The organism is Pseudomonas sp. Teo4 (assembly GCF_034387475.1).
Classification (GTDB): domain Bacteria; phylum Pseudomonadota; class Gammaproteobacteria; order Pseudomonadales; family Pseudomonadaceae; genus Aquipseudomonas.
The window spans coordinates 214,874-236,058 of the sequence record NZ_JAXCIL010000002.1; the positions used below are offsets into that span (position 1 = coordinate 214,874).

Here is a 21,185-nt window from a genome sequence, read left to right on the forward strand (position 1 = left end):
AGCCCCCTGCTCCACAACGCTCCAGTGAGTTTATTCCAACGGCCGCAACCGGTACTGCGGCGGCAGCTGGGCAAACCCGCTGATGGTGGTGTCCAGGCTTTTCCAGCGGCCATCCTTGATGCCATAGATACAGCCATGCACCGACAGCTCCTGCCCCCGGTGCCAGGCATTCTGGACGATGCTGGTATGGGCGACGTTGGCCACCTGCTGGATCACGTTCAGCTCGCACATTCGGTCGACCTTGGCTTCTTCGCTATCGAGCTTGGCCAGCTCGCCACGCTTCTCGTAATACAGATCGCGAATCGACCGCAGCCAACCGTCGATCAGGCCCAACTGACGGTCCTGCATGGCCGCACGCACGCCACCGCAACCGTAGTGGCCGGTCACCAGGATATGGCGCACCTTGAGCACCTCGACCGCATACTGGATCACCGACAGGCAGTTGAGGTCGGTGTGCAGCACCACGTTGGCCACATTGCGGTGCACGAACAGGTCGCCCGGCAACATGCCGACGATCTCGTTGGCCGGCACGCGGGCATCGGAGCAGCCGATCCAGAGAAACTCCGGGGTCTGTTGACGCGCCAATTTGGCGAAGAAGTCCGGGTCGCGCTGGTTGATGGCGTCGGCCCAGCGGGCGTTGTTATCGATCAGTTCCTGCAGGTCATGCATGGTCGTTGCCTCATCAGGGGTTGCCCGTGTGACCGACCCGCCACCCGAAAGGTCACTCTTCGAGCAAGGTGCAGGCCATCACCAGGGCATCTTCGCGGCCACCCGCGACCGGGTAATAGTCCCGGCGTCGGCCGATTTCGTTGAATCCGTAACGCTCGTACAAACGATAGGCCGACTGGTTGCTGGCACGCACTTCCAGGAAGCATTCGCGGCCGTTGAGCTGATAGGCACGCGCCATCAGGTGCTCCAGCAGGCGCAGCCCCAGGCCACACCCCTGGTTCTCGGGCTTGACGGTAATGTTGAGCAGGTGCGCCTCGTCGATGATCACATTGATCACCCCGTGGCCGACTTGCTGCTGGCCGTCGAACATCAGCCAGACCTCGTACGATTTGAGCGCATCCTGAAAGATCCCACGGGTCCAGGGATGACTGAACGCGGCATATTCGATCTTAAGCACGGCATCCAGATCCGCCTCGGTCATCGGGCGGAAGCTGATCGAGTTACTCATTCAACGCTCTTCCAGCGCGCCATCAGCTGGCGCATCGCTTGCCAGACGTCCGCCTTGCGCTGCGGCTCGTCCATCAACAGTTCAAGGCCTGGCAAGGCCCAGGCATCGCCCAGGCCCTCGACCTTCAGTACTTGGTAATAGGCCTCGCCGTCGACATTGCCGGCAAAGCGCAGCGCCGGCAGGCCAACCAGCCACAGGCAGGTGCACGGCGCTTCTTCCAGGCGTGCCTGGATGAAGCCCTGAACGAAATCGCGGGCGGCATCCGGGCCCTGGTCCATATTGCCGCGCACCAGCAGCGGCCAGCGTACCGGTTCGCCGATGATCTGCGGAGCATCGGGCAGGCCGGCAGCGCGCAGCATGTCCTTGAGCAGCAGGTAGGACGGATCGCGACTCTGGAAAGGCTGGCCGGTGGCCAGCTCGACCAGCAGCAGACAACTGCCAGCGCGCAGCAGCTGCAGCGCGAAACGTGGCGGCGGCACCGGGGCCGGACGCGGCGCAGGGGCGGCTTCCTCTGCCTCTGCCGGCTTGGCAGCGGGCTTGGGTGCACTGCCCGGGCGCGGGATTTCGATTTTCGGCCGTTCGCCCGAGCGGGCCTGTGGCGTGACCGGCGCTTCGTTGGCGACGGGCGCGGATGGCCTGACCTCGAATTCGACTTCCTCGACCGGCACCTGCGGCAGCAGCAGCTCGGGGCGCGACGGGGCGGCGAACGGCAGTTCGGCACGCGGCAGCCAGTGCACCACTTGCATGGCGGAAAGATAGGCGCGGCGGCGGGGTTCGGTGAGCAAGGCGCGGGTGTCCGGGGGTGAAAACAGCTGAGTATTCTAACGTGTATGCCTTAGTTTTTGCAGGGCCTGTGAGATCGAGCGCCGCCCGCGCGGCGCATCGCGAGCAAGGCTCGCTCCTACGTTTGTTTCGGGCCAGTTATGCCTGCGCGATTTGCGCGCGACCGCCTTGGTGCACGACTCGATATTGAGTCGTACAAGCAAGGCGGTCGCGCGCGTCTGCCACAGACGTTATTGGCCGTAAACAAACGTAGGAGCGAGCCTTGCTCGCGATGCGCCGCGCGGGCGGCGCTCGATCTCACCGGCGACAAAACTACCCCGCCATACACACAAAAAAATAAAGGTTATCCCTCATTACAGACCAAGGGGTGAAATCCTCCCCCAAGGATGCAGTACAATCGCCCCCTTTTATTTGGCAACGAGTCGACGCCAATGATCGAACCCAAGCGCGTCCTGCGCGCCCTAGCCGAACACTGGGCCTTGATCGAGCCGCTGTGCGAGCGTTTCGACCAGGGCACCCTGAGCCTGGTCGAACTGCGCCAGCAGCTGGCCCGCCAGCAAGTCGAAAGCACGCCGCAGGACATCACCCAGCTGCTCGACGTGTGGATCCGCCTGGATATCCTGGTCCCGGTGGCCAAGAGCCCGAACCGCTTCGAGCTCAACGCCCAGATCCACGACTTCCTCGCCTACCTGCGCCGCGAGCACCGCCTGGGCCTGTGCCTGGAGATCGAGGCTTACCTGCGCCACCTGGAACGCCTGGCCGGGCATATCCAGGATGCCTTCGACAACCGCGACAGCGACGACCTGGCGCGCCAGCTGCGCCTGCTCGACATGCGCGTGCGCGACGTACTCAAGAAGCTCGACAACGACGAACAGGCCCTGGTGGCCGTTGCCGAACGGGCCAAGACCAGCAATCGCCAGATCCCGCTGCGCCAACGTTATGCCGAGGTCCTGGCGACCTGGGACGAGTACGTCGAGCCGATGATCCAGCTGGTGAACGCCGACGGCGCCTTCGAACAGGGCGTGCGCAAGGTCGAGACCGTACTGCTGAAGCTGCTGGGCGAGCAGGCCCGCCTGGGCCACCTGGTCGACGACGACATGCTGCTGCGTACCCACGCGCGCATTCTCGAAATGCAGACCAGCGCCCAGCTGACCCTGCGCCATGCCCGTGAGCTGCTGCTGCCACTGCGCGAAGAAGCGCGCCGGCACAACGCTGTGACCCGTGGCGCGGCACTGGCCCTGTCGGTGATCCGACGCAAGGGTATCGACGCCGTGCCCCACGCCGCCATGCCGCTGTTCACCCGCCCGCAGAGCACCTTCCTCGGCAGCGCCAGCCAGGTCGAGGCCTATGTTTACGCCCTGGCCCGCTTCGAGCCGAAACCGGCCAAGTTCCCCAAGGCGCACAAGACCCAGAAAGGCCCGCTGCCGCGCGCGCCACGCACAGTCAAGGAAATGCTTGAGCGCTGCGAAGACGCCCTGCCGCTGCCCGACCTGATGGTCTGGCTGCTGGAGCAGGAGCCCGAAGGCGCCACCGACGAATTGCTGTACTGGTTCTCGCGCCTGTCGCGGGAAAAGCGCTTCAAGCGCGAGCGCCTCGATCGGCGCGAGTACACCACCCAAGAACACCTGGTCAGCCTGCGCTCGTTCGCCCTGACGTCCAGCCGCGAACCATCGCCTGAAACCAACGCGAGCCCAGCCAATGCATCTTGATCTTTCCGAACTGTCCCAGCTCGCGCCGATCTTCCGCGAGCTGTTCAAGGGCTTCCACGTCAGCCGCCGCGCCCCTGAAATGTACGGCCAGCTGTCGAACTTCCAGGACCAGTACCGCACCCTGTTCAAGGCCCTGGGCTTCGAGCTGGTGTGCGACACCCGTGGTTTCTACTACTTCGTGCCCGAGCAGGCCGCCGCGCAGGTCAACAAGACCGCCCAGCGCCTGTCGCTGTTCACCTTCATCATCGTCGAGCACCTGGCCGACCAGGGCCGTGACCCGATGGCCGTGCTCGACGGCGGCAGCATCGGCCGTGACGAGCTGCCCTCGCTGCTGGACAAGTACCGCGACCTGTTCCTGCAGGCCGAAGTGCAGACCGTCGACGAGCTGGAAGAAAAGATCATGCGCCGCATGACCCAGCTCGGCTTCGCCCACGAGGAAGGCGGCATCTACCGCTTCCTGCCGCCGATGCACCGCTTCCTCGACGTGTGCCTGTCGGTGCAGCAGGACCGCGACCTGGCGGCCAGTCTGCACAGCGACCTGCCGCTGCCGACCCCGGTGCTGGTCGAGGAAGAAACCCCGGAGCAACTCAACCGCACCGACGACCCGCTGGACCTGGCGCCGTTCGACGACGAGGAAAGCGAAGAGGACGCCCTGGCCCGGGCCATCCGCGAAGAGCAACAGGAGATTGACGCATGAGCCAGGAACGCTACGGCATCCGCCGCTTCGCACTGCTCAACACCGCCGGCTACAGCCTTGGCCTGTTCCCGCTGGAACACCCGCTGTCGGTCTACGGCGCCAACAACCTGGGTAAATCGGCATCGATCAACGCCCTGCAATTCCCGATTCTGGCGCGCATGTCGGACATGAGCTTCGGCAAGTACAGCCTGGAGCAGTCGCGCCGGTTCTACTTCGCCAGCGACACCTCCTACATTCTGTGCGAACTGAACCTGCCCCACGGCCCGCACGTGATCGGCGTGGTCGGCCGCGGCCCGGGCGGCGGCTTCGGTCACCAGTTCTTCGCCTACAAGGGCGAGCTGGACCTGGCCCACTACCAGAAGAACGACACCTGCCTGCGCCAGAAAGAGCTGTTCACCAACCTCGAGCGCCTGGGCCTGAAGGCCTATGAACTCAAGCCGGACGAACTGCGCCGGCTGCTGGTCGGCGGCCACACCTCGGTGCCGCTGGACCTGACCCTGATCCCGCTGCGCTCGACCAGCGAGCAGAGCCTGAAAACCTTCCGCGCCCTGTTCATCAACCTGCTGCACATGCGCGAAATCACCGCCGCCAAGCTCAAGCAGCTATTCCTCGATGCCTTCGAGCACAGCCTGCGCTCGGGCAGCGTCGACTACATCGCCGCCTGCGAAGAAGCCTTCCGTGACGTGCGCCGCATGGAGCAGGACTACAACGCCCTGGTCGCGGCCGGCCCATTGGTCGAAGCCCTGGCTGGCGGCGTGGCCCAGCGCGACATCCTGCGCGGCAAGCTGCACCGCCTCTCGCCTCTGCTCGACAACCTGCTGGGCACCTGGCAGGAATACGCCATGGCGCGCAAGGAAGAACTGGTCATCCAGGCCGAGCACTTCCGCGGCGAGCAAGACCGCCTGCAGAACGATCAACGTGGCGGCACCCAGGAGCTGATGCGCCTGGAACGTGAGATCACCGGCATTCAGCGCTGGCTTGGCGAGCTGTCGGTGCTCAAGCACCGCTTTGCCCTGGTCGACGACGTCAAAGTCCTGGAACAGCAGTTGCTGGCCGCCAAGGACGCCCACGACGAACTGGCCGGCGCCCTGGCCCAATCGCGCCAGTTCTCCGCCGAAGACCTCGACGAGCGCGTGCGTGACCTGGAAAAACGCCTGAAGCAGGTCAAGCAGCAGCTCGACCACGCCGACAACAACAGCTACGCCCGCCTGCGCGAAGAGTTCTCGCAGCAGGACGTCGACCGCCTGATGCGCCTGTTCAACGGCGCACTGTTCAGCCTGCCGCTGGGTGATCGCGGCATCGAACTGGACGACAGCGACCTGTGGGTAAAATCCCTGGAAGCGGTGCTCGACGGCTTCAAGGGTGAGCGCTTCGAGGCACCCGGCCTGTCCATCGACCTCACCCACATCGACCCGCCGGCCCTGCAGGCCCTGGCCGACCGCGCCGCCCTGCGCGACCAGAAGGATCGACTGGAGCGCGAGCTCAAGCAGCTCAAGACCCAGCAGGCCGTGGCCGCTGACCGCTCGGCGTCGAAAGCCCAGACCGAAGCGCTGTACCAGCAAGTGCTGGATGCCCAGAAAGCCCTGGAAGACTTCCGCCGCAGCGAAACCCTGGCGGCTGAAGAGCCGGAGAAAATGGAGCAGCTGGCGCAACTGGAAGCCGCCCAGGACGAACTCAAGCGCTCCAGCGACGCCTTCACCGAACGCGTCCAGCAACTGTCGGCCAAGCTGCAACTGGTGGGCCGCCAGATCGGCGATCTCGAATCCAAGCAACGCACCTTGGAAGATGCCCTGCGCCGTCGCCAACTGCTGCCCGCCGACCTGCCCTACGGCACGCCGTTCATGGAAGCGGTCGACGACTCGATGGACAACCTGCTGCCGCTGCTCAACGACTACCAGGACAGCTGGCAGGGCCTGCAGCGTGTCGACAATCAGATCGAGGCGCTGTACGCCCAGGTTCGCCTCAAGGGCGTGGCCAAGTTCGACAGCGAAGACGACATGGAGCGCCGCCTGCAGCTGCTGGTGAACGCTTACGCGCACCGTACCGACGAGGCCCTGACCCTGGCCAAGGCGCGTCGCGCTGCAGTCACCGACATCGCCCGGACCCTGCGCAACATCCGCAGCGACTACGACAGCCTCGAGCACCAGCTGGCGCTGTTCAACCGCGAGATCAACAAGCGCCAGGTGTCCAACCTGGAAAGCTTCCGCGTGGTCCTGGCGCCGAACAAGGAAGCGCTCAAGCACATCGACCAGATCATCCACAGCGCCGGCCAGTACGAGGAAGGCGAAACCCTGTCGGTGTTCGACCTGACCCAGAGTGCCGAGCAGGACCACAAGAACGAAGAGGCCAAGGAGTACCTGGCGCGGCTGGTGGCGGCCAACCACAACCAGCTGGGCCTGAAAGACCTGTTCGAGCTGGCTTTCGAGATCACCAAGGTCAACAGCCAGCCGGTGATCCACGCCGACATCGACGGCGCTGCGTCCAACGGCACCACCATGACCATCAAGGCACTCACCAACATGTACTTGTTGCTGCACCTGATGGACCGCGACCTGGCCGGCCGCATTCGTCTGCCCTACTACCTCGACGAGGCGGCGGACATCGACGAACGCAACCAGGCGGCACTGTTGGAGACCAGCTTGCAGCTGGGCTTCGTGCCGATTCTGGCGAGCGTGAAGCCGCAGGTATCGGCGCGGGTGGCGATCGACCTGGAAGGTGGCAGCGGGCCGAATGGTATCTACATCGACGAGGCGGACTGGAAGTACATCAGCCGCCTGGATGTGGAGAAGGCGATCGTGCGCGAGGATGAGGCCGAGGAATTGGCCTGATTCGGTGGGAACGGGGCCGCTTTGCGGCCCATTCGCCGGCAAGCCGGCTCCCACAGTATCTCCACAGCCCTCAAGAGCGGTAGATATCCTGTGGGAGCCGGCTTGCCGGCGATGGCTTCAACGCGGTGTTACTTGGCCCACGGCAAGATCGGAATCGCTGTCACCGCATTCTGCGGGCTGCCCTCGATCAAGCGGTCGCTGTACACCAGATACACCAGCGTATTGCGCTTCTTGTCCAGGAACCGCACCACCTGCATGGTCTTGAACACCAGCGAGGTGCGCTCCTTGAACACCTCCTCGCCGTCCTTCAACTCACCCTTGAAGCTGATCGGCCCAACCTGACGGCAGGCAATCGAGGCCTCCGCACGGTCTTCCGCCAGCCCCAGCCCACCCTTCACGCCGCCAGTCTTGGCGCGCGACAGGTAGCAGGTCACACCGTCGACCTTGGGGTCATCGAAAGCCTCGACCACAATGCGGTCGTTCGGCCCGAGGAACTTGAACACGGTGGACACCTGGCCGACTTCTTCAGCCCCGGCCAGCATTGGCAGCGCCAGCGCCACCACGGCAATAGCCCGCTTCAGCATGCTCATACCAGCACCAGATTGTCGCGGTGTACCAGCTCTGGCTCGGCGATGTAGCCCAGCACGGCTTCGATGGCATCGGACGGCTGGCCGATGATCTTCTGTGCTTCCAGCGCGCTGTAGTTGGCCAGGCCGCGCGCCACCTCGACGCCATCCGGGCCGACGCAAACCACCATTTCGCCACGGCGGAAGCTACCCTGCACGGTCTTCACGCCCACCGGCAGCAAGCTTTTGTTGGCCGCTCGCAGCGCTTGCACGGCGCCAGCATCGAGCACCAGCGTGCCACGTGTCTGCAAGTGACCAGCCAGCCATTGCTTGCGTGCCGCGAGCATGCCGCGCTCAGGCGACAGCAGCGTACCCAGGCGCTCACCGGCCTTCAGGCGGTCGAGCACGCGCTCGATACGCCCACCGATGATGATGGTGTGTGCGCCGGAACGGGCCGCCAGGCGCGCTGCGCGCAGCTTGGTCTGCATACCGCCACGGCCCAGGGCGCCACCGGTACCACCGGCCACGGCATCCAGCGACGGGTCATCGGCACGGGCTTCGTAGATCAGCTGGGCTTCGGGGTTGTTGCGCGGGTCTGCATCGAACATGCCGTCGCGGTCGGTGAGGATCACCAGCAGGTCGGCTTCCACCAGGTTGGCCACCAGCGCGGCCAGGGTGTCGTTGTCGCCGAAGCGGATCTCGTCGGTGACCACGGTGTCGTTCTCGTTGATCACCGGCACCACACCCAGGTCGACCAGGGTGCGCAGGGTGCTGCGGGCGTTCAGGTAACGCTTGCGGTCGGACAGGTCGTCATGGGTAAGAAGGATCTGCGCGGTGTGCTTGCCATGCTCGCCGAAGCTCGACTCCCAGGCTTGTACCAGGCGCATCTGGCCAATGGAGGCTGCGGCCTGCAGCTCGTTCATCGCACTCGGTCGCGAGGTCCAGCCAAGCTGGCTCATGCCGGCAGCCACGGCCCCGGAGGAGACCAATACCAACTCCACGCCCGCTTCGCGCAGCGCCACCATCTGCTCGACCCAGACAGCCATGGCGCCGCGGTCGAGGCCCTTGCCATCGGCCGTCAGCAGCGCGCTGCCGATCTTCACGACCCAGCGCTTGGCGCCTGTCACCTTGCTTCGCATCTTCTCTTCCAACCTATGTCGAATCTGTAGATACCGTAGATACCAAAACGCCGCTTGAAAAAGCGGCGTTCAGTGTACTGCAACCGGTCAGTCGCGCACGTAAATGATTTCCGGACCGTCTTCGTCGTCCTCGAAATCATCATCCCAATCGTCATCGTCGCCGATGTCGTGCACGCTCTTGACGCCGGTGCGACGCAGGGTACGGGCGTCGTCCAGGGCCTGCAGCTGGGCACGGGCTTCGTCTTCGATGCGCTGATCGAGGTCAGCCAGCTCTTCGGCGTAGTCCGGGTCGTTGGCGATGCGGTCGGCACGGTCTTCCAGGTAACGCATCAGGTCGTGGCTGAGCTGCTCGGTGCCCTGCTTGGAGATGGCCGAGATCACATAGACCGGGCCTTCCCACTGCAGACGCTCGACCACTTCCTTGACGCGCTCGTCGCGCTCGTCGTCCATGATCATGTCCGACTTGTTCAGCACCAACCAGCGCTCACGCTCGATCAACGACGGGCTGAACTGCGCCAGCTCGTTGATGATCACTTCGGCGGCATCGGCCGGGCTGCTTTCATCCAGCGGCGCCAGGTCGACCAGGTGCAGCAGCACGCGGGTACGGGCCAGGTGCTTGAGGAAGCGGATACCCAGGCCAGCACCGTCGGAGGCGCCTTCGATCAGGCCGGGGATGTCGGCGATGACGAAGCTCTTCCAACGGTCGACGCTGACCACGCCCAAGTTCGGCACCAGGGTGGTGAACGGGTAGTCGGCGACTTTCGGCTTGGCCGCCGAAACCGAACGGATGAAGGTGCTCTTGCCAGCGTTCGGCAAACCGAGCAGACCGACGTCCGCCAGCACTTTCAGCTCCATCTTCAGGTCACGCTGATCACCCGGCTTACCCGGCGTGGTCTGGCGTGGCGCACGGTTGGTGCTGGACTTGAAGCGGGTGTTGCCAAGGCCGTGCCAGCCGCCCTGGGCGACCATCAGCTTCTGGCCCGGGGCGATCAGGTCACCGATCACTTCCTGGGTCGAGGCATCGATCACGGTGGTGCCGACCGGCACGCGCAGGAACAGGTCATCGCCCTTCTTGCCGGTGCAGTCGGTGCTGCCACCGTTGGAGCCGCGCTGGGCCTCGTGGTGACGGGTGTAGCGGTAGTCGACCAGGGTGTTGAGGTTTTCGTCGGCCACCATGTACACCGAGCCGCCATCACCACCGTCGCCGCCGTTGGGGCCGCCGTTTTCGATGAACTTCTCGCGACGGAAGCTCATGCAACCGTTACCGCCGTCACCGGCCTTGACCCGAATGGATACTTCGTCAACAAACTTCATTCAAAACCGCCTCTCGTCAGACGACGAGTTGAATACTTAAAAAACCTGAGGCTCTTGCAAAAATGAGCGCGGCGGCCCCGTACGACCGTAGAAACCAACGCCGGCAGCCCATACAAACAGCTTTGCAAGAGGCTCACCACAAACGAAAAAGCCCCGTCGCATGACGGGGCTTCTGGAGCGACGTCGCGATTAGGCTGCGACGATGCTCACGTAACGGCGGTTGAACTCGCCTTTCTTCTCGAACTTGATCACGCCTTCGATCTTGGCGAACAGAGTGTGATCTTTGCCCATGCCAACGCCGTAGCCGGCGTGGAATTGGGTGCCGCGCTGGCGGACGATGATGTTGCCGGCCTTGATGACCTGGCCGCCATACATCTTCACGCCAAGGCGTTTCGATTCTGAGTCGCGACCGTTACGAGTACTACCACCAGCCTTTTTGTGTGCCATGGTTCAATTCTCCAATAAATTCAGGGGATCGAGGGGATTAAGCCTGGATACCGGTGATTTTGATTTCGGTGAACCACTGGCGGTGGCCCATACGCTTCATGTGGTGCTTACGACGACGGAACTTGATGATACGTACTTTGTCGTGACGGCCTTGCGAAACGACTTCGGCAACCACTTTAGCGCCGGCGACGACTGGAGCGCCGATGGTGACTTCTTCACCGTTGGCAACCAGCAGAACGCGATCGAAGGTAACGGATTCGCCAGTGGCGACTTCCAGTTTCTCGATCTTGAGGAATTCACCTTCAGCGACTTTGTACTGCTTGCCGCCGGTAACGATTACTGCGTAAGACATGGGTATTTCTCCGATAATCCTGCTCACCCAGCGCTTTATATGATGAGTATTGGCTGGCATGGCTGCACTAGGCTGGAACGGCCCTGTGCAATTGCGTAAGGCAGGTGCTGCCCAGGAAGTTAGGGTGCGCGATTGTACGCAACCCAGGTTTGCCTTGCAAGTACCGCCCCCGGCCCACGGGCAGCGCGCCTTGACACACCGGGACCTGCGACCTAGCATGCCGCGCAACCTCAATGGAGCAGCCGATGCAACCCCAATCCTTCTACCGCGCGGTGGCTGACGATTTCAGCGCCGTCGACGAGATCATCAAGAAGCAGCTGACCTCGCGCGTGCCGCTGGTATCGAAGATCGGCGACTATATCACGTCCGCTGGCGGCAAACGCCTGCGCCCCTTGCTGGTGCTGCTGTGCGGCAAGGCACTGGGCCGTGAGGGCGACGACCTGCGCCTGCTGGCCGCCACCATCGAGTTCCTGCATACCGCCACCCTGCTGCACGACGACGTGGTCGACATGTCCGGCATGCGCCGTGGCCGCTCCACCGCCAACGCCCTGTGGGGCAACGCACCGAGCGTGCTGGTGGGCGATTTCCTCTATTCGCGCTCGTTCGAAATGATGGTCGAACTGGGCTCGATGCCGGTCATGAAAATCCTCTCCCAGGCCACCCGCGTCATCGCCGAGGGCGAGGTGCTGCAGCTGTCGCGCGTGCGCGATGCCAGCACCACCGAGGAAATCTACATGGACGTCATCCGCGGCAAGACCGCGATGCTGTTCGAAGCCTCGACCCACAGCGCCGCAGCGCTGGCCGGTGCCACCGACGAGCAGCGCGAAGCACTGCGCACCTTCGGTGACCATCTGGGCGTGGCCTTCCAGCTGGTCGACGACCTGCTCGACTACGAAGGCGACGCAGAAGCCCTGGGCAAGAACGTCGGCGACGACCTGGCCGAAGGTAAACCGACTCTGCCATTGATCTACACCATGCGTGAAGGCACGCCGGAGCAAGCGGCGCTGGTGCGCAAGGCGATCCAGAAGGGCGGCCTCGAAGACCTGGAGCAGATCCGCGAAGCGGTCAAGGCTTCGGGTGCGCTCAAGTACACGGCCGAACTGGCCCGTGATTATGTGAAGCGTGCCATTGCCTGCCTGGAAGTGCTGCCCGCCAGCGAATGCCGGGATGCGCTGGTCGAGCTGAGCGAGTTTGCGGTCGCGCGTACGCACTGACCACCGCGTCGCCTCTTTCGCGGGTAAACCCGCTCCCACAGATACAGCGCAAATCCTTGATTCCGCGCTGAGCCTGTGGGAGCGGGTTTACCCGCGATGCATTTGTGCGGACAAAAACACTTCCTCGGCAAAACCTTATACAATATGGGTCTTTAACCGTCCGTCTGTTTAAGGAACCGAAGTGAGCACTCTGCCACCCTGCCCCAAATGCAACTCCGAATACACCTATGAGGATGGCACCCAGCTGATCTGCCCTGAGTGCGCCCACGAGTGGTCGGCCAGCGGCGATGCCGAAGCGGCCAGCGACGATGTGGTGAAGAAGGATTCGGTCGGCAACGTCCTGCAGGACGGCGACACCGTCACCGTGATCAAGGACCTCAAGGTCAAAGGCTCTTCCCTGGTGGTCAAGGTCGGCACCAAGGTCAAGAACATCCGCCTGTGCGACGGCGACCACGATATCGACTGCAAGATCGACGGCATTGGCGCGATGAAGCTGAAGTCGGAGTTCGTACGTAAGGTCTGACTTTACACAGAAATTGCCAATTGGCGCTTGCTATTTAGATAATAAGAATTATTCTCATTGGGACTGCTATCCAAGGAGAATAGCCATGACTTATCTGATCGACGCCTGGCTGGACCGCCCTCACCCTTACCTGCGCATACTTCATCGCGAAACCGGCGAGGTGTGCGCGGTGCTTGAAGAAGAAGCGCTCGATGAACTGCGTGACCAGGGCGACCTGGACATGAGCGGGTTGAATTCGAGTGAACCGGGGGTGCTCAAGGAGCTGGTGCGCAACCTGTTTCTGTTCTGCTATGCGCGGGCGTTGCGCCCCACGGGAACAGACTGGAATTGAGGCTGGCAGCGCCGCCCTCATCGCCGGCAAGCCGGCTCCCACAGGTGCCCCGCAAGCCTTGAGCTACGAGCAATCCTGTGGGAGCCGGCTTGCCGGCGATTGGGCAGCAAGGTCTTACAGAACGTCGAGCAGCTCGACGTCGAACACCAGTACGCTGTGCGGCGGGATGCTGCCAACGCCTTGGGCGCCGTAAGCCAGCTCGCTCGGCACGTACAGGCGCCATTTGCTGCCAGCGTTCATCAGCTGCAGGGCTTCGGTCCAGCCAGCGATCACACCACCTACCGGGAATTCAGCCGGCTGGCCGCGCTCGTAGGAGCTGTCGAACACAGTGCCGTCGATCAGGGTGCCGTGGTAGTGGGTACGCACGTTGTCTTCGCGGGTCGGCTTGGCGCCTTCACCTGCGGTCAGCACTTCGAACTGCAGGCCCGAAGCCAGGGTGGTGATGCCGTCACGCTTGGCGTTCTCGACCAGGAATGCCTTGCCTTCGGCAGCGGCGGCTTCGGCCTTGGCGGCAGCTTCGGCTTGCATCACTTCACGGATGACCTTGAAGCTGGCCGACAGGTCGGCTTCGCTGACGCGGCTGTCGGCGCCGTTGAAGGCATCGGTCAGGCCGGCCAGGATCGCGTCCAGGCTGACGCCTGGTGGCGGGTTGTCGCGCAGCTGGCCGCCCAGCTGACGGCCGATGCCGTAGCTGACGCGAGATTCGTCGGTGGTCAGGTTGAGTTCGGACATTGTCGTGCTCCACTGCAGGGCGCAGTGAGGCCGCGCCCTTGATGAAAAGGGCGAGCAGCCTAGCACACTGGGAAGCTGTGAGCAGCTACCAGGCCGAGCGCGGGGAAATCGGTACTTTGAGGTCTTCTTCCGGGTGTGAGCCCATGCCGACCATTTCGTCCTGCACGGACCAATGCACCAGGTTCATGGAGACCATCGGGATGGTCTGCAGCAACTTGCGCGCATCCTCCACCGAATGCACCCGCAAGCGCTGGCCACGGGTATCGGCCAAGGGATGGGCATGGCCCTTGACCCGGGCCTCGAGCAGGTAGTCTCCCCCCTCGATGGCGATCAGGTTGACTTCATCGACATGGCCGGCCCTGGCCTCGGAATTGAGCTGATGCAGGTTCATGAGAGCACCTCGCTTTGGGAACCACGCATGAGTGCTCATTTTTTGTACAGGCGCTTGGAAAGCACAAGCCGAAAACGACACCGCCCGTCCGTTTTGCAACGGACGGGCGGTGCCAGGCAGGGTTAACGCCCGGATCAGTGCTTGGTCAGCTTGTCCAGATAACCCATGCAGAACGCCGACACCACGAAGGTCATGTGGATGATCACGTACCACATCAGGTAGTCGGTAGAGATGTTCTGCGCGTCCATGAACACCCGCAGCAGGTGGATGGAGGAAATGGCAACGATCGAGGCAGCCACCTTCATCTTCAGCGACGAGGAATCCATCTTGCCCAACCAGTTGAGCTTTTCCTTGCTTTCATCGATATCCAGCTGCGAAACGAAGTTTTCGTACCCCGAGATCATCACCATGACCAGCAGGCCGCCAACCAGCGACATATCGATCAGTGACAGGATGACCAGAATCAGGTCGGCTTCGCTCAGGGCGAAAACGTTGGGCAATACATGGACGACTTCCTGGAAGAACTTCAGGGCAAGTGCCAGTAAGCCGAGGGACAGGCCAAAGTAGATGGGTGCGAGCAGCCAGCGCGAGGCATACATCGCGTTTTCGAGAATACGTTCCATGAAGTAATAGGGACTCGTCAGGTGACTGGAAAAGCGTGCGCGAGTATAGCCAGCCACCTGTGACAGCAAAAGCCTGCGGCTTGATGCCGCAGGTCTGCTCAGGTTTCAGGATGGAACTGATAATCCCCAAGGTTCCGGCATCGCTCGCCATTGATCCGTCGCAACTGCGCCTGCAGGTGCAGCGCCCAGATCTGCGGGTCGTTGGCCACCTGGTACCCATGCAAGGTCAGGCTGTCGACGATGGCATTGAGCACCGATTCGGCCACCAGTGGCCCATGAAACGGGCCTTGGGCCTTGATCGCCGAAGGTTGTTCACCGGCCATGCCGGCTGCGAACAGCAGGGTCCACATGCCGTTGTCCCCGGCCAGTGGGCGAATGCTGCATTCAATGCGAGTCACCAGGCCCAGGCACTGGCGAGTAAGGCTGAGGTTGCGCATGGCCGCGTCCCCTCCAATGAGCCCTGTTCAGCCTGCAATCCCAGGCTGTTTCCATCCTGAACCCTGACAACGTCCTTAGGTTCCAGCATAGAAGAACACCGGAAAAAGATGGAAAACCGGCGCTGAACGGTAGCACATCGCCTTCAGCGCCGATTTATTGACTCAAGCCGGTTTGGCTTGGGCAATCATGTCCTCCAGTCGTTCTTTTTCTGCCTCTTTGATGTCTTCTTCGCTGATCATCTCGGCGATTTCACGCAGGCGTTCCACCACTCGGGCATTGACGCTGCCTTCGGTGAACTGGCCCTTGTCGTCCAGCACCCCGGCCTCCTCGCCCACCAGCAAGCTCAACGCCTCGTCGGCCTGGCTCACTGCATAGACATGGAACATGCCGCTCTCGACCGCTTGCAGTACCCGTTCGTCGAGCATCAGCGTGGCGACGTTGGCCCGCGGGATGATCACGCCCTGGTCGCCGGTCAGGCCACGGGCATCGCACAGGCGGAAGAAGCCTTCGATCTTCTCGTTGACTCCACCCACAGCCTGCACTTCACCGAACTGGTTGATCGAGCCGGTGATCGCGAAGCACTGCTTGAGCGGCGTGCGCGACAAAGCCGAGATCAGCGTGCACACCTCGCCCAGCGACGCACTGTCGCCGTCGACGTAGCCGTAGGACTGCTCCAGGGCAATGCTCGCCGAAATCGCCAGCGGGAACTCCTGGGCGTAACGGCTGCCCAGGTAACCGGTGAGGATCATCACGCCCTTGGAGTGGATCGGCTGGCCAAGGTTGACCTCTCGCTCGATATCGACGATGCCGCTGCCGCCTGGGTAAACCGTGGCGGAGATACGCGCCGGCATACCGAACGCCGAATCACCGACTTCGAGCACCGTCAGCCCGTTGCACTTGCCGATGGCGGCACCTTCGGTGTCGATCAGGATGATGCCGGCGAGCATGTCGTCCAGCACCCGCTGCGAGACCCGTCCGGTACGCGTGGCCTTGGCCTTGAGCGCACGCTCGATATGCCCGGCGTCGGTCATCGTGTCGCTGGCCAGGTGGCGGATGAAGTCGGCCTCGCTGACCAACTGGAACAGGTCACCGATACGCGCCGACAGCCGCGACTGGTTTTCCGCCAGGCGAGCGCTGTAGGTGGCCAGGCGTGCCACGGCATCGCTGGTCAGCGGCGCCATGCCTTCTTCGTTGGTGCGGGTACGCAGCAGCTGGGCGAACTGCTCCAGATTTTCGTCGACCATGGGCATGTCTTCGTCGAAGTCCACCAGTACCCGGAACATCTCCTGGAAGTCCGAGTCGTGGTCCTGCAGCGCGTAGTACAGCTGACGCGAACCGATGATCACCAGTTTGACGTTCAGCGGGATCATCTGCGGCGTGAGGCTGACGGTGGCCACACGGCCCAGCTCGCCCAACGGCGACTCCATCTTCAGCTTGCGCGACTGCAGGGCGCGCTTGAGCGCATCCCACACGAACGGCTCACCCAGCATTTTCTCGGCTTCCAGAATCAGGAAGCCGCCATTGGCGCGGTGCAACGCGCCTGGGCGCAGTTGGCGATAAGAGGTGTACAAGGCGCCCTGGTCAGTGCTGTATTCGATACGGCCGAACAGGTTGTCGTAGGTCGGGTGCGGCTCGAACACCACCGGTGCGCCGCCATCGGCATGGTGGCCGACCACCAGGCTCGGGGCGTACTGCTCTTCCAGCAGCTTGCGCGCTGCGGCGTCGGCCTTGCTGTCGTCGACCAACTGCTCGACGACCGTGCGCAACAGGTTCAGCTGCATGGACTGCAGGTACGCGCACACGGCCGCGTTCTCGGCGTACTTTTGCGACAACGGCGCCAGCAGCGGCTGCAAAGCCAGGGTGATGGTTTCTTCGTTGAGCTGGCGCAGCTGGTTGTTCGATTCACGCTTCCACTGCGGCAGGCTGGCGAGCTCTTCGTTGAGGCGCTCTTCCAACAGGGCGATGTCTTCGTGGAACTGCTCACGCACCTCTTCCGGCAGCTGCGCGAACTCGGCTTCGTCCAGGGCCTTGCCATCGGCCATGGGGGTGAAGGCGACGTTGCTGGCGTCGCGGTACAAGGCCACGTCCTTTTCCAGCGAGGCGCGTTCGATCACGTCCAGGGCGCGGTCGTAGCGCTGGTTGAAGGCGCGGTCGATGGCGCCCTTCTTCTGCTGGTAGGACGGGTGCTCGAACACCGCTGGGAAGGTGGCCAGCAAGTTGTCGATCAGGCCGCCCATGTCGGCGATGAACTCGGCGGCGCTGCCCGACGGCAGCTCCAGCGCACGCGGCTCGCGGGTGTCATCGAAGTGGTTGACGTAGACCCAGTCGGCGGGGGTCTGCTGACGCTTGCCCTCGGCCTTGAGGTAGCGTTTGACGAACGAGAAGCGGCCGGTGCCGGGCTCGCCCATTACATACACGTTGTAACCAGGGCGTGGCATGGCCACGCCGAATTGCAGGGCCTCTACGGCACGCTCCTGGCCCAGGACTCCGCGAAACGGCTCCAGATCGTCGGTGTTGGTGAATGCAAACTGCTCGGGGGAAAAACGCCGGGTCAGGGCTTCAGGCGCGAGACGCAGGCGCGCAGCGACAGGATCGGGCATTGGGTTTCCTTACTTCGGCGGGCGGATAGCAGCATTCTGGCGCTGCCCGCGCGCGCCTTGCAAGGCTCGGCGGGACTTTATGTCGCAGCTGCGATAACCCTTGAATTGCGAGCAAATTTTTCGCAATCAACAACGCAACCTTTAGATCGTGCCTAAACTCCAAGCTGCGCGGGTGGGTGAAACGCTTTCCCGACCTGGCAACCGCGTTGCCAGACAACCCTGACCCTTGGTTAAGACAAATAGAGAACAAATGCTATGAAACGGATTCTTCTGGGTACTCTGTTCACCGTGGTCTCTCTCAACGCCCTGGCCGAAGCGCCAGGTGGCCCGAACTGCGGCTGGGGCAACATGCTGTTCGAAGGCCAACGCGGCACCCCGGCCCACTTCCTGGCCTCCACCACCAACGGCACCTCCGGTAACGCCACCTTCGGCATGACCTCCGGCACCAACGGCTGCTCGACCAAGGCATCGCTGACCTATGGCGGCAAGTCGTGGTTCGCCATGAATGGCATGATGAACGAGCTGTCCGAAGACATGGCCATGGGCAAGGGCGAAGCGCTGACCACCTATGCCGTGGTCCTCGGCGTGGCACCTGAAGACCGCGACTACTTCGCATCGGTCACCCACCAGCACTTCAACCAGATCTTCAGCAGCGCTGACGTCACTGCCGAGACTGTCCACAGCAATACCCTGGCCGTTCTGAAAGGCGACCCACGCCTGGCCAAATACGCTACCGAGGCTTGAGTGCAGTTGCTCCCGCCCCGTTCCCGGGGCGGGTTTCGCCTTTTCTTTCGGCATCGTTAAGAAGTAGTTGCCCGACATGCTCAAACGCCTCGCTTACCTGGCGCTGATTGCCTGCGCCCCCGTTCATGCCGCGCCGGTGCTGGATGACGCCCGCGTGCAGCAACTGGCCAACACCCCTTACTGGATTGCCCTGGGCCATTACGAAACCGCCAAGCTCGGCGGCTGGCGCAGCTATGTGGACGATGATGCGTTCTTTCTCGCCGACGATGGCGCCCACCACCCCGAGCGCGAACTGCGGGCTACCGTACAGGCGCTCTACGCCCCGGCGAGCCTGGGTGACAAACACGCCCAATGCGTGTTTCCCGCCCGCACCCGCTGGCTGCGCGAGCAGCTTGGGCTGACTGACCTGCCGCAGCCGGACTGCCAGGAGTTCAAGACCTGGTACCAGTCGATCGACCCGCACAGCGCCGCGTTGATATTCCCGGCGGCCTACCTGAACAGCCCGTCGTCGATGTTCGGCCATACCCTGCTGCGCATCGACCAGTCCAACACCCGCAGCGACGACACCACGCTGCTGAGCTACGCGATCAACTTCGGCGCGTACATCGAAGGCAGCGACAACAGCATCCTGTATGCCTGGAAAGGCCTGATGGGCGGCTACCCCGGTCTGTTCGCGCTGATGCCCTACCAGGAGAAGCTGTCCGAGTACCGCAGCCTGGAAAACCGCGACCTGTGGGAGTACCAGCTGGACCTGACGCCCGAAGAGACCGGGCGCATGGTCGAGCACGTGTGGGAACTCAAGCAGATCCAGTTCGATTACTTCTTCTTCGACGAGAACTGCTCGTACCGTCTGCTGGAGCTGCTGCAGGTGGCCCGCCCGAGCCTGGACCTGACCTCGCAGTTCCCGTTGACCGCCATCCCCACCGACACGGTCAAGGCGGTGAAGCAGTCCGGCCTGGTCAGCAGTATCAACTACCGCCCCTCACGCGAGCGCGAACTGCTGGCCCGCGCCGAGCCGCTCGATCACCAAGAAAAGCGCCAGGTATTGGCCGTCAGCGCCGACACCGCGCAATTGCAAAGCCCTGAATTCACCGCCCTGCCCCGTGAGCGCCAAGCCCTGGTGCAGGACGCCGCGTACCGCCTGGAGCGCTATCGCGCCAACGGCCAGCAGCGCGACCCCGAGCAGGCCAAACGCAGCTTCGAGCTGCTGCGGGCGATCAACCGCAACCCGCCGCCGGCGCTTGAAATAGAGCGCCCAGGCCTGCCCGAGGACGGCCATGACTCGCGCACCTGGCAACTGGGCGTCGGCACCCGCGAAGACCGCGCCTATGCCGAGTACGGCCTGCGCATGGCCTATCACGACCTCAACGACAACGCCTATGGCTTCCCCTTGGGCGCGCAGATTGAAATCCTCCAGCTCAAGCTGCGCCAGTACGAAGGCAACGACTGGCAGGTGCAGCGCCTGGACCTGGCCACCATCCGCTCCCTGACGCCTCGCAACGAGCTGCTCAAGCCGTGGTCATGGCAGGTTACCGGGGGCCTTGAGCGGGTACCGGGCAAGCATGATGACGAGGTACTGGTCAGCCATGTGAACGGCGGCGCTGGTGGCACCTGGCAACTGGCCGACGGGCTGCTGGGCTTTGCCCTGGGCACGGTACGGGTCGAGCATCACAACGACTTCGCCCAGTTCATCGCCCCTGCGGCGGGTTTCAACGGCGGGCTGTTGTGGCGCAACGGGTTGGGCAACATGACGCTGGAGGCGAAGGGTGATTACTTCACCAATGGCGAAGTGCGGCGCAGCGTGAGCCTGAACCAGCAGTGGGAGATCAGCCAGAACCTGGGGTTGCGGTTGAGTGCTTCGCGGGAATTCAGCCACCTGGCGACGGCGCAGAATGAGGTGATGCTGGAGTTGAAGTGGTATCACTATTGAGGGTTTCTGCGCTGGCCTCTTCGCGGGTAAACCCGCTCCCACAGGTACACCACAGTCTTTGAAACCTGTGGTGTACCTGTGGGAGCGGGTTTACCCGCGAAGAGGCCGGCACAGACTGCCAAGATACCCAACCGACTCTTTGACACCGTTTTGACGACTCCCCAACAAAACGCCACCTAGACTTTCCATGATCGATCAGAGGTCTTGTGGATATGTCGCGGTACTGGTTTGGGTTGTGCGTGGCCCTGTTGCTTGCAGGTTGCGAAACCACCCACGAACAGATGGTCAACCAAGGTTATCCGCCCGCCTACGCCGACGGTTTCCAGGACGGTTGCAGCAGTGGTCGCCAGGCGGCCGGGCTGACGGTCGGCGACTTTCGCAAGGACGTACCCCGCTACCTGCACAACCGACAGTACGAAAGCGGCTGGGACGACGGCTTCCGCCAGTGTCACGCCATGCAGAACAGTGAAGACCAACGCCAGTACCGTGAGCGTTACTGGGACGAACGCGACCGTGAGTGGCAGCAGGAAAAAGACCGCGACGCCGGACGTGCCTATCGGCGCAACTAGTTTGTAAATGCTGGGGTCGCAAACGGACATTCCCTGAAACCGCTGACCTGTCACCATGGTCTCCAGCACAAGGAGGCC

General features: G+C 63.0%; 22 protein-coding genes. 9 read left to right on the forward strand and 13 right to left on the reverse strand.

What is annotated here, in order from left to right; genetic code table 11:
- Window positions 1-30: 30 nt before the first annotated feature.
- The 3 genes from can to PspTeo4_RS17375 are packed head-to-tail and all read right to left on the reverse strand — an operon-like array spanning window position 31 to window position 1,962.
- Window positions 31-669 carry a carbonate dehydratase gene (gene can, locus PspTeo4_RS17365; RefSeq protein WP_322365142.1) on the reverse strand — a complete coding sequence of 213 codons (639 nt, stop codon included), beginning with the start codon at window positions 667-669 and terminating at the stop codon, window positions 31-33.
- A gap of 52 nt (window positions 670-721) precedes the next feature.
- Complete coding sequence (gene rimI / locus PspTeo4_RS17370; RefSeq protein WP_322365144.1) at window positions 722-1,177, reverse strand: ribosomal protein S18-alanine N-acetyltransferase; 456 nt, start codon at window positions 1,175-1,177, stop codon at window positions 722-724.
- Window positions 1,174-1,962 carry an energy transducer TonB gene (locus PspTeo4_RS17375; RefSeq protein ID WP_322365146.1) on the reverse strand — a complete coding sequence of 263 codons (789 nt, stop codon included), beginning with the start codon at window positions 1,960-1,962 and terminating at the stop codon, window positions 1,174-1,176. Before PspTeo4_RS17375 ends, rimI begins: the two co-directional genes overlap by 4 nt.
- Window positions 1,963-2,391: 429 nt before the next feature.
- Between PspTeo4_RS17375 and mksB the strand changes: the two genes are divergently transcribed.
- Genes mksB through mksF form a run of 3 tightly spaced genes read left to right on the forward strand, consistent with a single transcriptional unit; the run spans window position 2,392 to window position 7,194 of the window.
- Complete coding sequence (gene mksB, locus PspTeo4_RS17380) at window positions 2,392-3,669, forward strand: Mks condensin complex protein MksB (RefSeq protein WP_322365147.1); 1,278 nt, start codon at window positions 2,392-2,394, stop codon at window positions 3,667-3,669.
- Window positions 3,659-4,366 carry an Mks condensin complex protein MksE gene (gene mksE, locus PspTeo4_RS17385; protein WP_322365148.1) on the forward strand — a complete coding sequence of 236 codons (708 nt, stop codon included), beginning with the start codon at window positions 3,659-3,661 and terminating at the stop codon, window positions 4,364-4,366. The genes mksB and mksE overlap by 11 nt, the downstream gene beginning before the upstream one ends.
- The gene (mksF, locus tag PspTeo4_RS17390) at window positions 4,363-7,194 is read left to right on the forward strand and encodes an Mks condensin complex protein MksF (RefSeq protein WP_322365149.1); all 2,832 of its coding nucleotides are present in this window, start codon (window positions 4,363-4,365) and stop codon (window positions 7,192-7,194) included. Before mksE ends, mksF begins: the two co-directional genes overlap by 4 nt.
- Window positions 7,195-7,322: 128 nt before the next feature.
- Here mksF and PspTeo4_RS17395 read toward each other — a convergent pair whose 3' ends face one another.
- From PspTeo4_RS17395 to rplU, 5 genes are all read right to left on the reverse strand, one after another.
- Window positions 7,323-7,784 carry a CreA family protein gene (locus tag PspTeo4_RS17395; RefSeq protein WP_416196961.1) on the reverse strand — a complete coding sequence of 154 codons (462 nt, stop codon included), beginning with the start codon at window positions 7,782-7,784 and terminating at the stop codon, window positions 7,323-7,325.
- Window positions 7,781-8,899: a glutamate 5-kinase gene (gene proB, locus PspTeo4_RS17400; protein ID WP_322365150.1), complete on the reverse strand. Its 1,119-nt coding sequence runs from the start codon at window positions 8,897-8,899 to the stop codon at window positions 7,781-7,783. Before proB ends, PspTeo4_RS17395 begins: the two co-directional genes overlap by 4 nt.
- A gap of 87 nt (window positions 8,900-8,986) precedes the next feature.
- Window positions 8,987-10,213, reverse strand: coding sequence for an Obg family GTPase CgtA (gene cgtA / locus PspTeo4_RS17405; RefSeq protein WP_322365151.1), 1,227 nt, complete (start codon window positions 10,211-10,213; stop codon window positions 8,987-8,989).
- Between the two features lie 189 nt (window positions 10,214-10,402).
- Complete coding sequence (rpmA, locus tag PspTeo4_RS17410; RefSeq protein ID WP_023382395.1) at window positions 10,403-10,660, reverse strand: 50S ribosomal protein L27; 258 nt, start codon at window positions 10,658-10,660, stop codon at window positions 10,403-10,405.
- Between the two features lie 37 nt (window positions 10,661-10,697).
- Window positions 10,698-11,012, reverse strand: a complete 315-nt coding sequence (gene rplU / locus PspTeo4_RS17415; RefSeq protein WP_003247466.1) for a 50S ribosomal protein L21 — start codon at window positions 11,010-11,012, stop codon at window positions 10,698-10,700.
- Window positions 11,013-11,257: 245 nt separating this feature from the next.
- Here rplU and PspTeo4_RS17420 point away from each other — a divergent pair, with 245 nt between their 5' ends.
- The 3 genes from PspTeo4_RS17420 (at window position 11,258) to PspTeo4_RS17430 (ending at window position 13,080) form a co-directional block, all read left to right on the forward strand.
- Window positions 11,258-12,226: a polyprenyl synthetase family protein gene (locus PspTeo4_RS17420; protein ID WP_322365152.1), complete on the forward strand. Its 969-nt coding sequence runs from the start codon at window positions 11,258-11,260 to the stop codon at window positions 12,224-12,226.
- Window positions 12,227-12,407: 181 nt separating this feature from the next.
- Entirely contained in the window at window positions 12,408-12,749 is a 342-nt protein-coding gene (locus tag PspTeo4_RS17425; RefSeq protein ID WP_322365153.1) for a zinc ribbon domain-containing protein YjdM, read from the forward strand.
- 85 nt (window positions 12,750-12,834) lie between these two features.
- Window positions 12,835-13,080 carry a hypothetical protein gene (locus PspTeo4_RS17430; RefSeq protein WP_322365154.1) on the forward strand — a complete coding sequence of 82 codons (246 nt, stop codon included), beginning with the start codon at window positions 12,835-12,837 and terminating at the stop codon, window positions 13,078-13,080.
- 114 nt (window positions 13,081-13,194) lie between these two features.
- On the opposite strand, the gene PspTeo4_RS17435 is transcribed toward PspTeo4_RS17430, so the two are convergent.
- From PspTeo4_RS17435 to PspTeo4_RS17455, 5 genes are all read right to left on the reverse strand, one after another.
- On the reverse strand, window positions 13,195-13,812 hold the full coding sequence (locus PspTeo4_RS17435; protein ID WP_322365156.1) for an FKBP-type peptidyl-prolyl cis-trans isomerase: 618 nt from the start codon (window positions 13,810-13,812) through the stop codon (window positions 13,195-13,197).
- 85 nt (window positions 13,813-13,897) lie between these two features.
- Window positions 13,898-14,203 (reverse strand): DUF6482 family protein, encoded by a 306-nt coding sequence (locus tag PspTeo4_RS17440; protein ID WP_322365158.1) that lies wholly within the window; start codon window positions 14,201-14,203, stop codon window positions 13,898-13,900.
- Window positions 14,204-14,337: 134 nt separating this feature from the next.
- Window positions 14,338-14,826, reverse strand: coding sequence for a TIGR00645 family protein (locus tag PspTeo4_RS17445; RefSeq protein ID WP_003247486.1), 489 nt, complete (start codon window positions 14,824-14,826; stop codon window positions 14,338-14,340).
- 98 nt (window positions 14,827-14,924) lie between these two features.
- Window positions 14,925-15,263, reverse strand: coding sequence for a hypothetical protein (locus PspTeo4_RS17450; RefSeq protein ID WP_322365160.1), 339 nt, complete (start codon window positions 15,261-15,263; stop codon window positions 14,925-14,927).
- A 162-nt stretch (window positions 15,264-15,425) separates the two neighbouring features.
- Entirely contained in the window at window positions 15,426-17,864 is a 2,439-nt protein-coding gene (locus tag PspTeo4_RS17455; protein WP_322365161.1) for a Lon protease family protein, read from the reverse strand.
- 255 nt (window positions 17,865-18,119) lie between these two features.
- On the opposite strand from PspTeo4_RS17455, the gene PspTeo4_RS17460 reads away from it, so the two are divergent.
- The 3 genes from PspTeo4_RS17460 (at window position 18,120) to PspTeo4_RS17470 (ending at window position 21,107) form a co-directional block, all read left to right on the forward strand.
- Window positions 18,120-18,608: a DUF3015 domain-containing protein gene (locus tag PspTeo4_RS17460; protein WP_322365163.1), complete on the forward strand. Its 489-nt coding sequence runs from the start codon at window positions 18,120-18,122 to the stop codon at window positions 18,606-18,608.
- Between the two features lie 76 nt (window positions 18,609-18,684).
- Window positions 18,685-20,538: a DUF4105 domain-containing protein gene (locus tag PspTeo4_RS17465; RefSeq protein ID WP_322365165.1), complete on the forward strand. Its 1,854-nt coding sequence runs from the start codon at window positions 18,685-18,687 to the stop codon at window positions 20,536-20,538.
- Window positions 20,539-20,750: 212 nt separating this feature from the next.
- On the forward strand, window positions 20,751-21,107 hold the full coding sequence (locus PspTeo4_RS17470) for a hypothetical protein (RefSeq protein WP_322365166.1): 357 nt from the start codon (window positions 20,751-20,753) through the stop codon (window positions 21,105-21,107).
- Window positions 21,108-21,185: the final 78 nt, after the last annotated feature.

What these genes read in the sequence shown, in the direction of transcription:
- PspTeo4_RS17460 (WP_322365163.1), top strand. Translation starts at nt 18,120, where the DNA reads ATGAAACGGATTCTTCTGGGTACTCTGTTCACCGTGGTCTCTCTCAAC.
- rpmA (WP_023382395.1), bottom strand. Translation starts at nt 10,660, where the DNA reads ATGGCACACAAAAAGGCTGGTGGTAGTACTCGTAACGGTCGCGACTCA.
- PspTeo4_RS17455 (WP_322365161.1), bottom strand. Translation starts at nt 17,864, where the DNA reads ATGCCCGATCCTGTCGCTGCGCGCCTGCGTCTCGCGCCTGAAGCCCTG.
- PspTeo4_RS17440 (WP_322365158.1), bottom strand. Translation starts at nt 14,203, where the DNA reads ATGAACCTGCATCAGCTCAATTCCGAGGCCAGGGCCGGCCATGTCGAT.
- mksF (WP_322365149.1), top strand. Translation starts at nt 4,363, where the DNA reads ATGAGCCAGGAACGCTACGGCATCCGCCGCTTCGCACTGCTCAACACC.
- PspTeo4_RS17435 (WP_322365156.1), bottom strand. Translation starts at nt 13,812, where the DNA reads ATGTCCGAACTCAACCTGACCACCGACGAATCTCGCGTCAGCTACGGC.
- rimI (WP_322365144.1), bottom strand. Translation starts at nt 1,177, where the DNA reads ATGAGTAACTCGATCAGCTTCCGCCCGATGACCGAGGCGGATCTGGAT.
- PspTeo4_RS17395 (WP_416196961.1), bottom strand. Translation starts at nt 7,784, where the DNA reads ATGAGCATGCTGAAGCGGGCTATTGCCGTGGTGGCGCTGGCGCTGCCA.
- cgtA (WP_322365151.1), bottom strand. Translation starts at nt 10,213, where the DNA reads ATGAAGTTTGTTGACGAAGTATCCATTCGGGTCAAGGCCGGTGACGGC.
- PspTeo4_RS17445 (WP_003247486.1), bottom strand. Translation starts at nt 14,826, where the DNA reads ATGGAACGTATTCTCGAAAACGCGATGTATGCCTCGCGCTGGCTGCTC.
- mksE (WP_322365148.1), top strand. Translation starts at nt 3,659, where the DNA reads ATGCATCTTGATCTTTCCGAACTGTCCCAGCTCGCGCCGATCTTCCGC.
- proB (WP_322365150.1), bottom strand. Translation starts at nt 8,899, where the DNA reads ATGCGAAGCAAGGTGACAGGCGCCAAGCGCTGGGTCGTGAAGATCGGC.
- PspTeo4_RS17450 (WP_322365160.1), bottom strand. Translation starts at nt 15,263, where the DNA reads ATGCGCAACCTCAGCCTTACTCGCCAGTGCCTGGGCCTGGTGACTCGC.
- PspTeo4_RS17430 (WP_322365154.1), top strand. Translation starts at nt 12,835, where the DNA reads ATGACTTATCTGATCGACGCCTGGCTGGACCGCCCTCACCCTTACCTG.
- PspTeo4_RS17470 (WP_322365166.1), top strand. Translation starts at nt 20,751, where the DNA reads ATGTCGCGGTACTGGTTTGGGTTGTGCGTGGCCCTGTTGCTTGCAGGT.
- PspTeo4_RS17420 (WP_322365152.1), top strand. Translation starts at nt 11,258, where the DNA reads ATGCAACCCCAATCCTTCTACCGCGCGGTGGCTGACGATTTCAGCGCC.
- rplU (WP_003247466.1), bottom strand. Translation starts at nt 11,012, where the DNA reads ATGTCTTACGCAGTAATCGTTACCGGCGGCAAGCAGTACAAAGTCGCT.
- PspTeo4_RS17465 (WP_322365165.1), top strand. Translation starts at nt 18,685, where the DNA reads ATGCTCAAACGCCTCGCTTACCTGGCGCTGATTGCCTGCGCCCCCGTT.
- can (WP_322365142.1), bottom strand. Translation starts at nt 669, where the DNA reads ATGCATGACCTGCAGGAACTGATCGATAACAACGCCCGCTGGGCCGAC.
- mksB (WP_322365147.1), top strand. Translation starts at nt 2,392, where the DNA reads ATGATCGAACCCAAGCGCGTCCTGCGCGCCCTAGCCGAACACTGGGCC.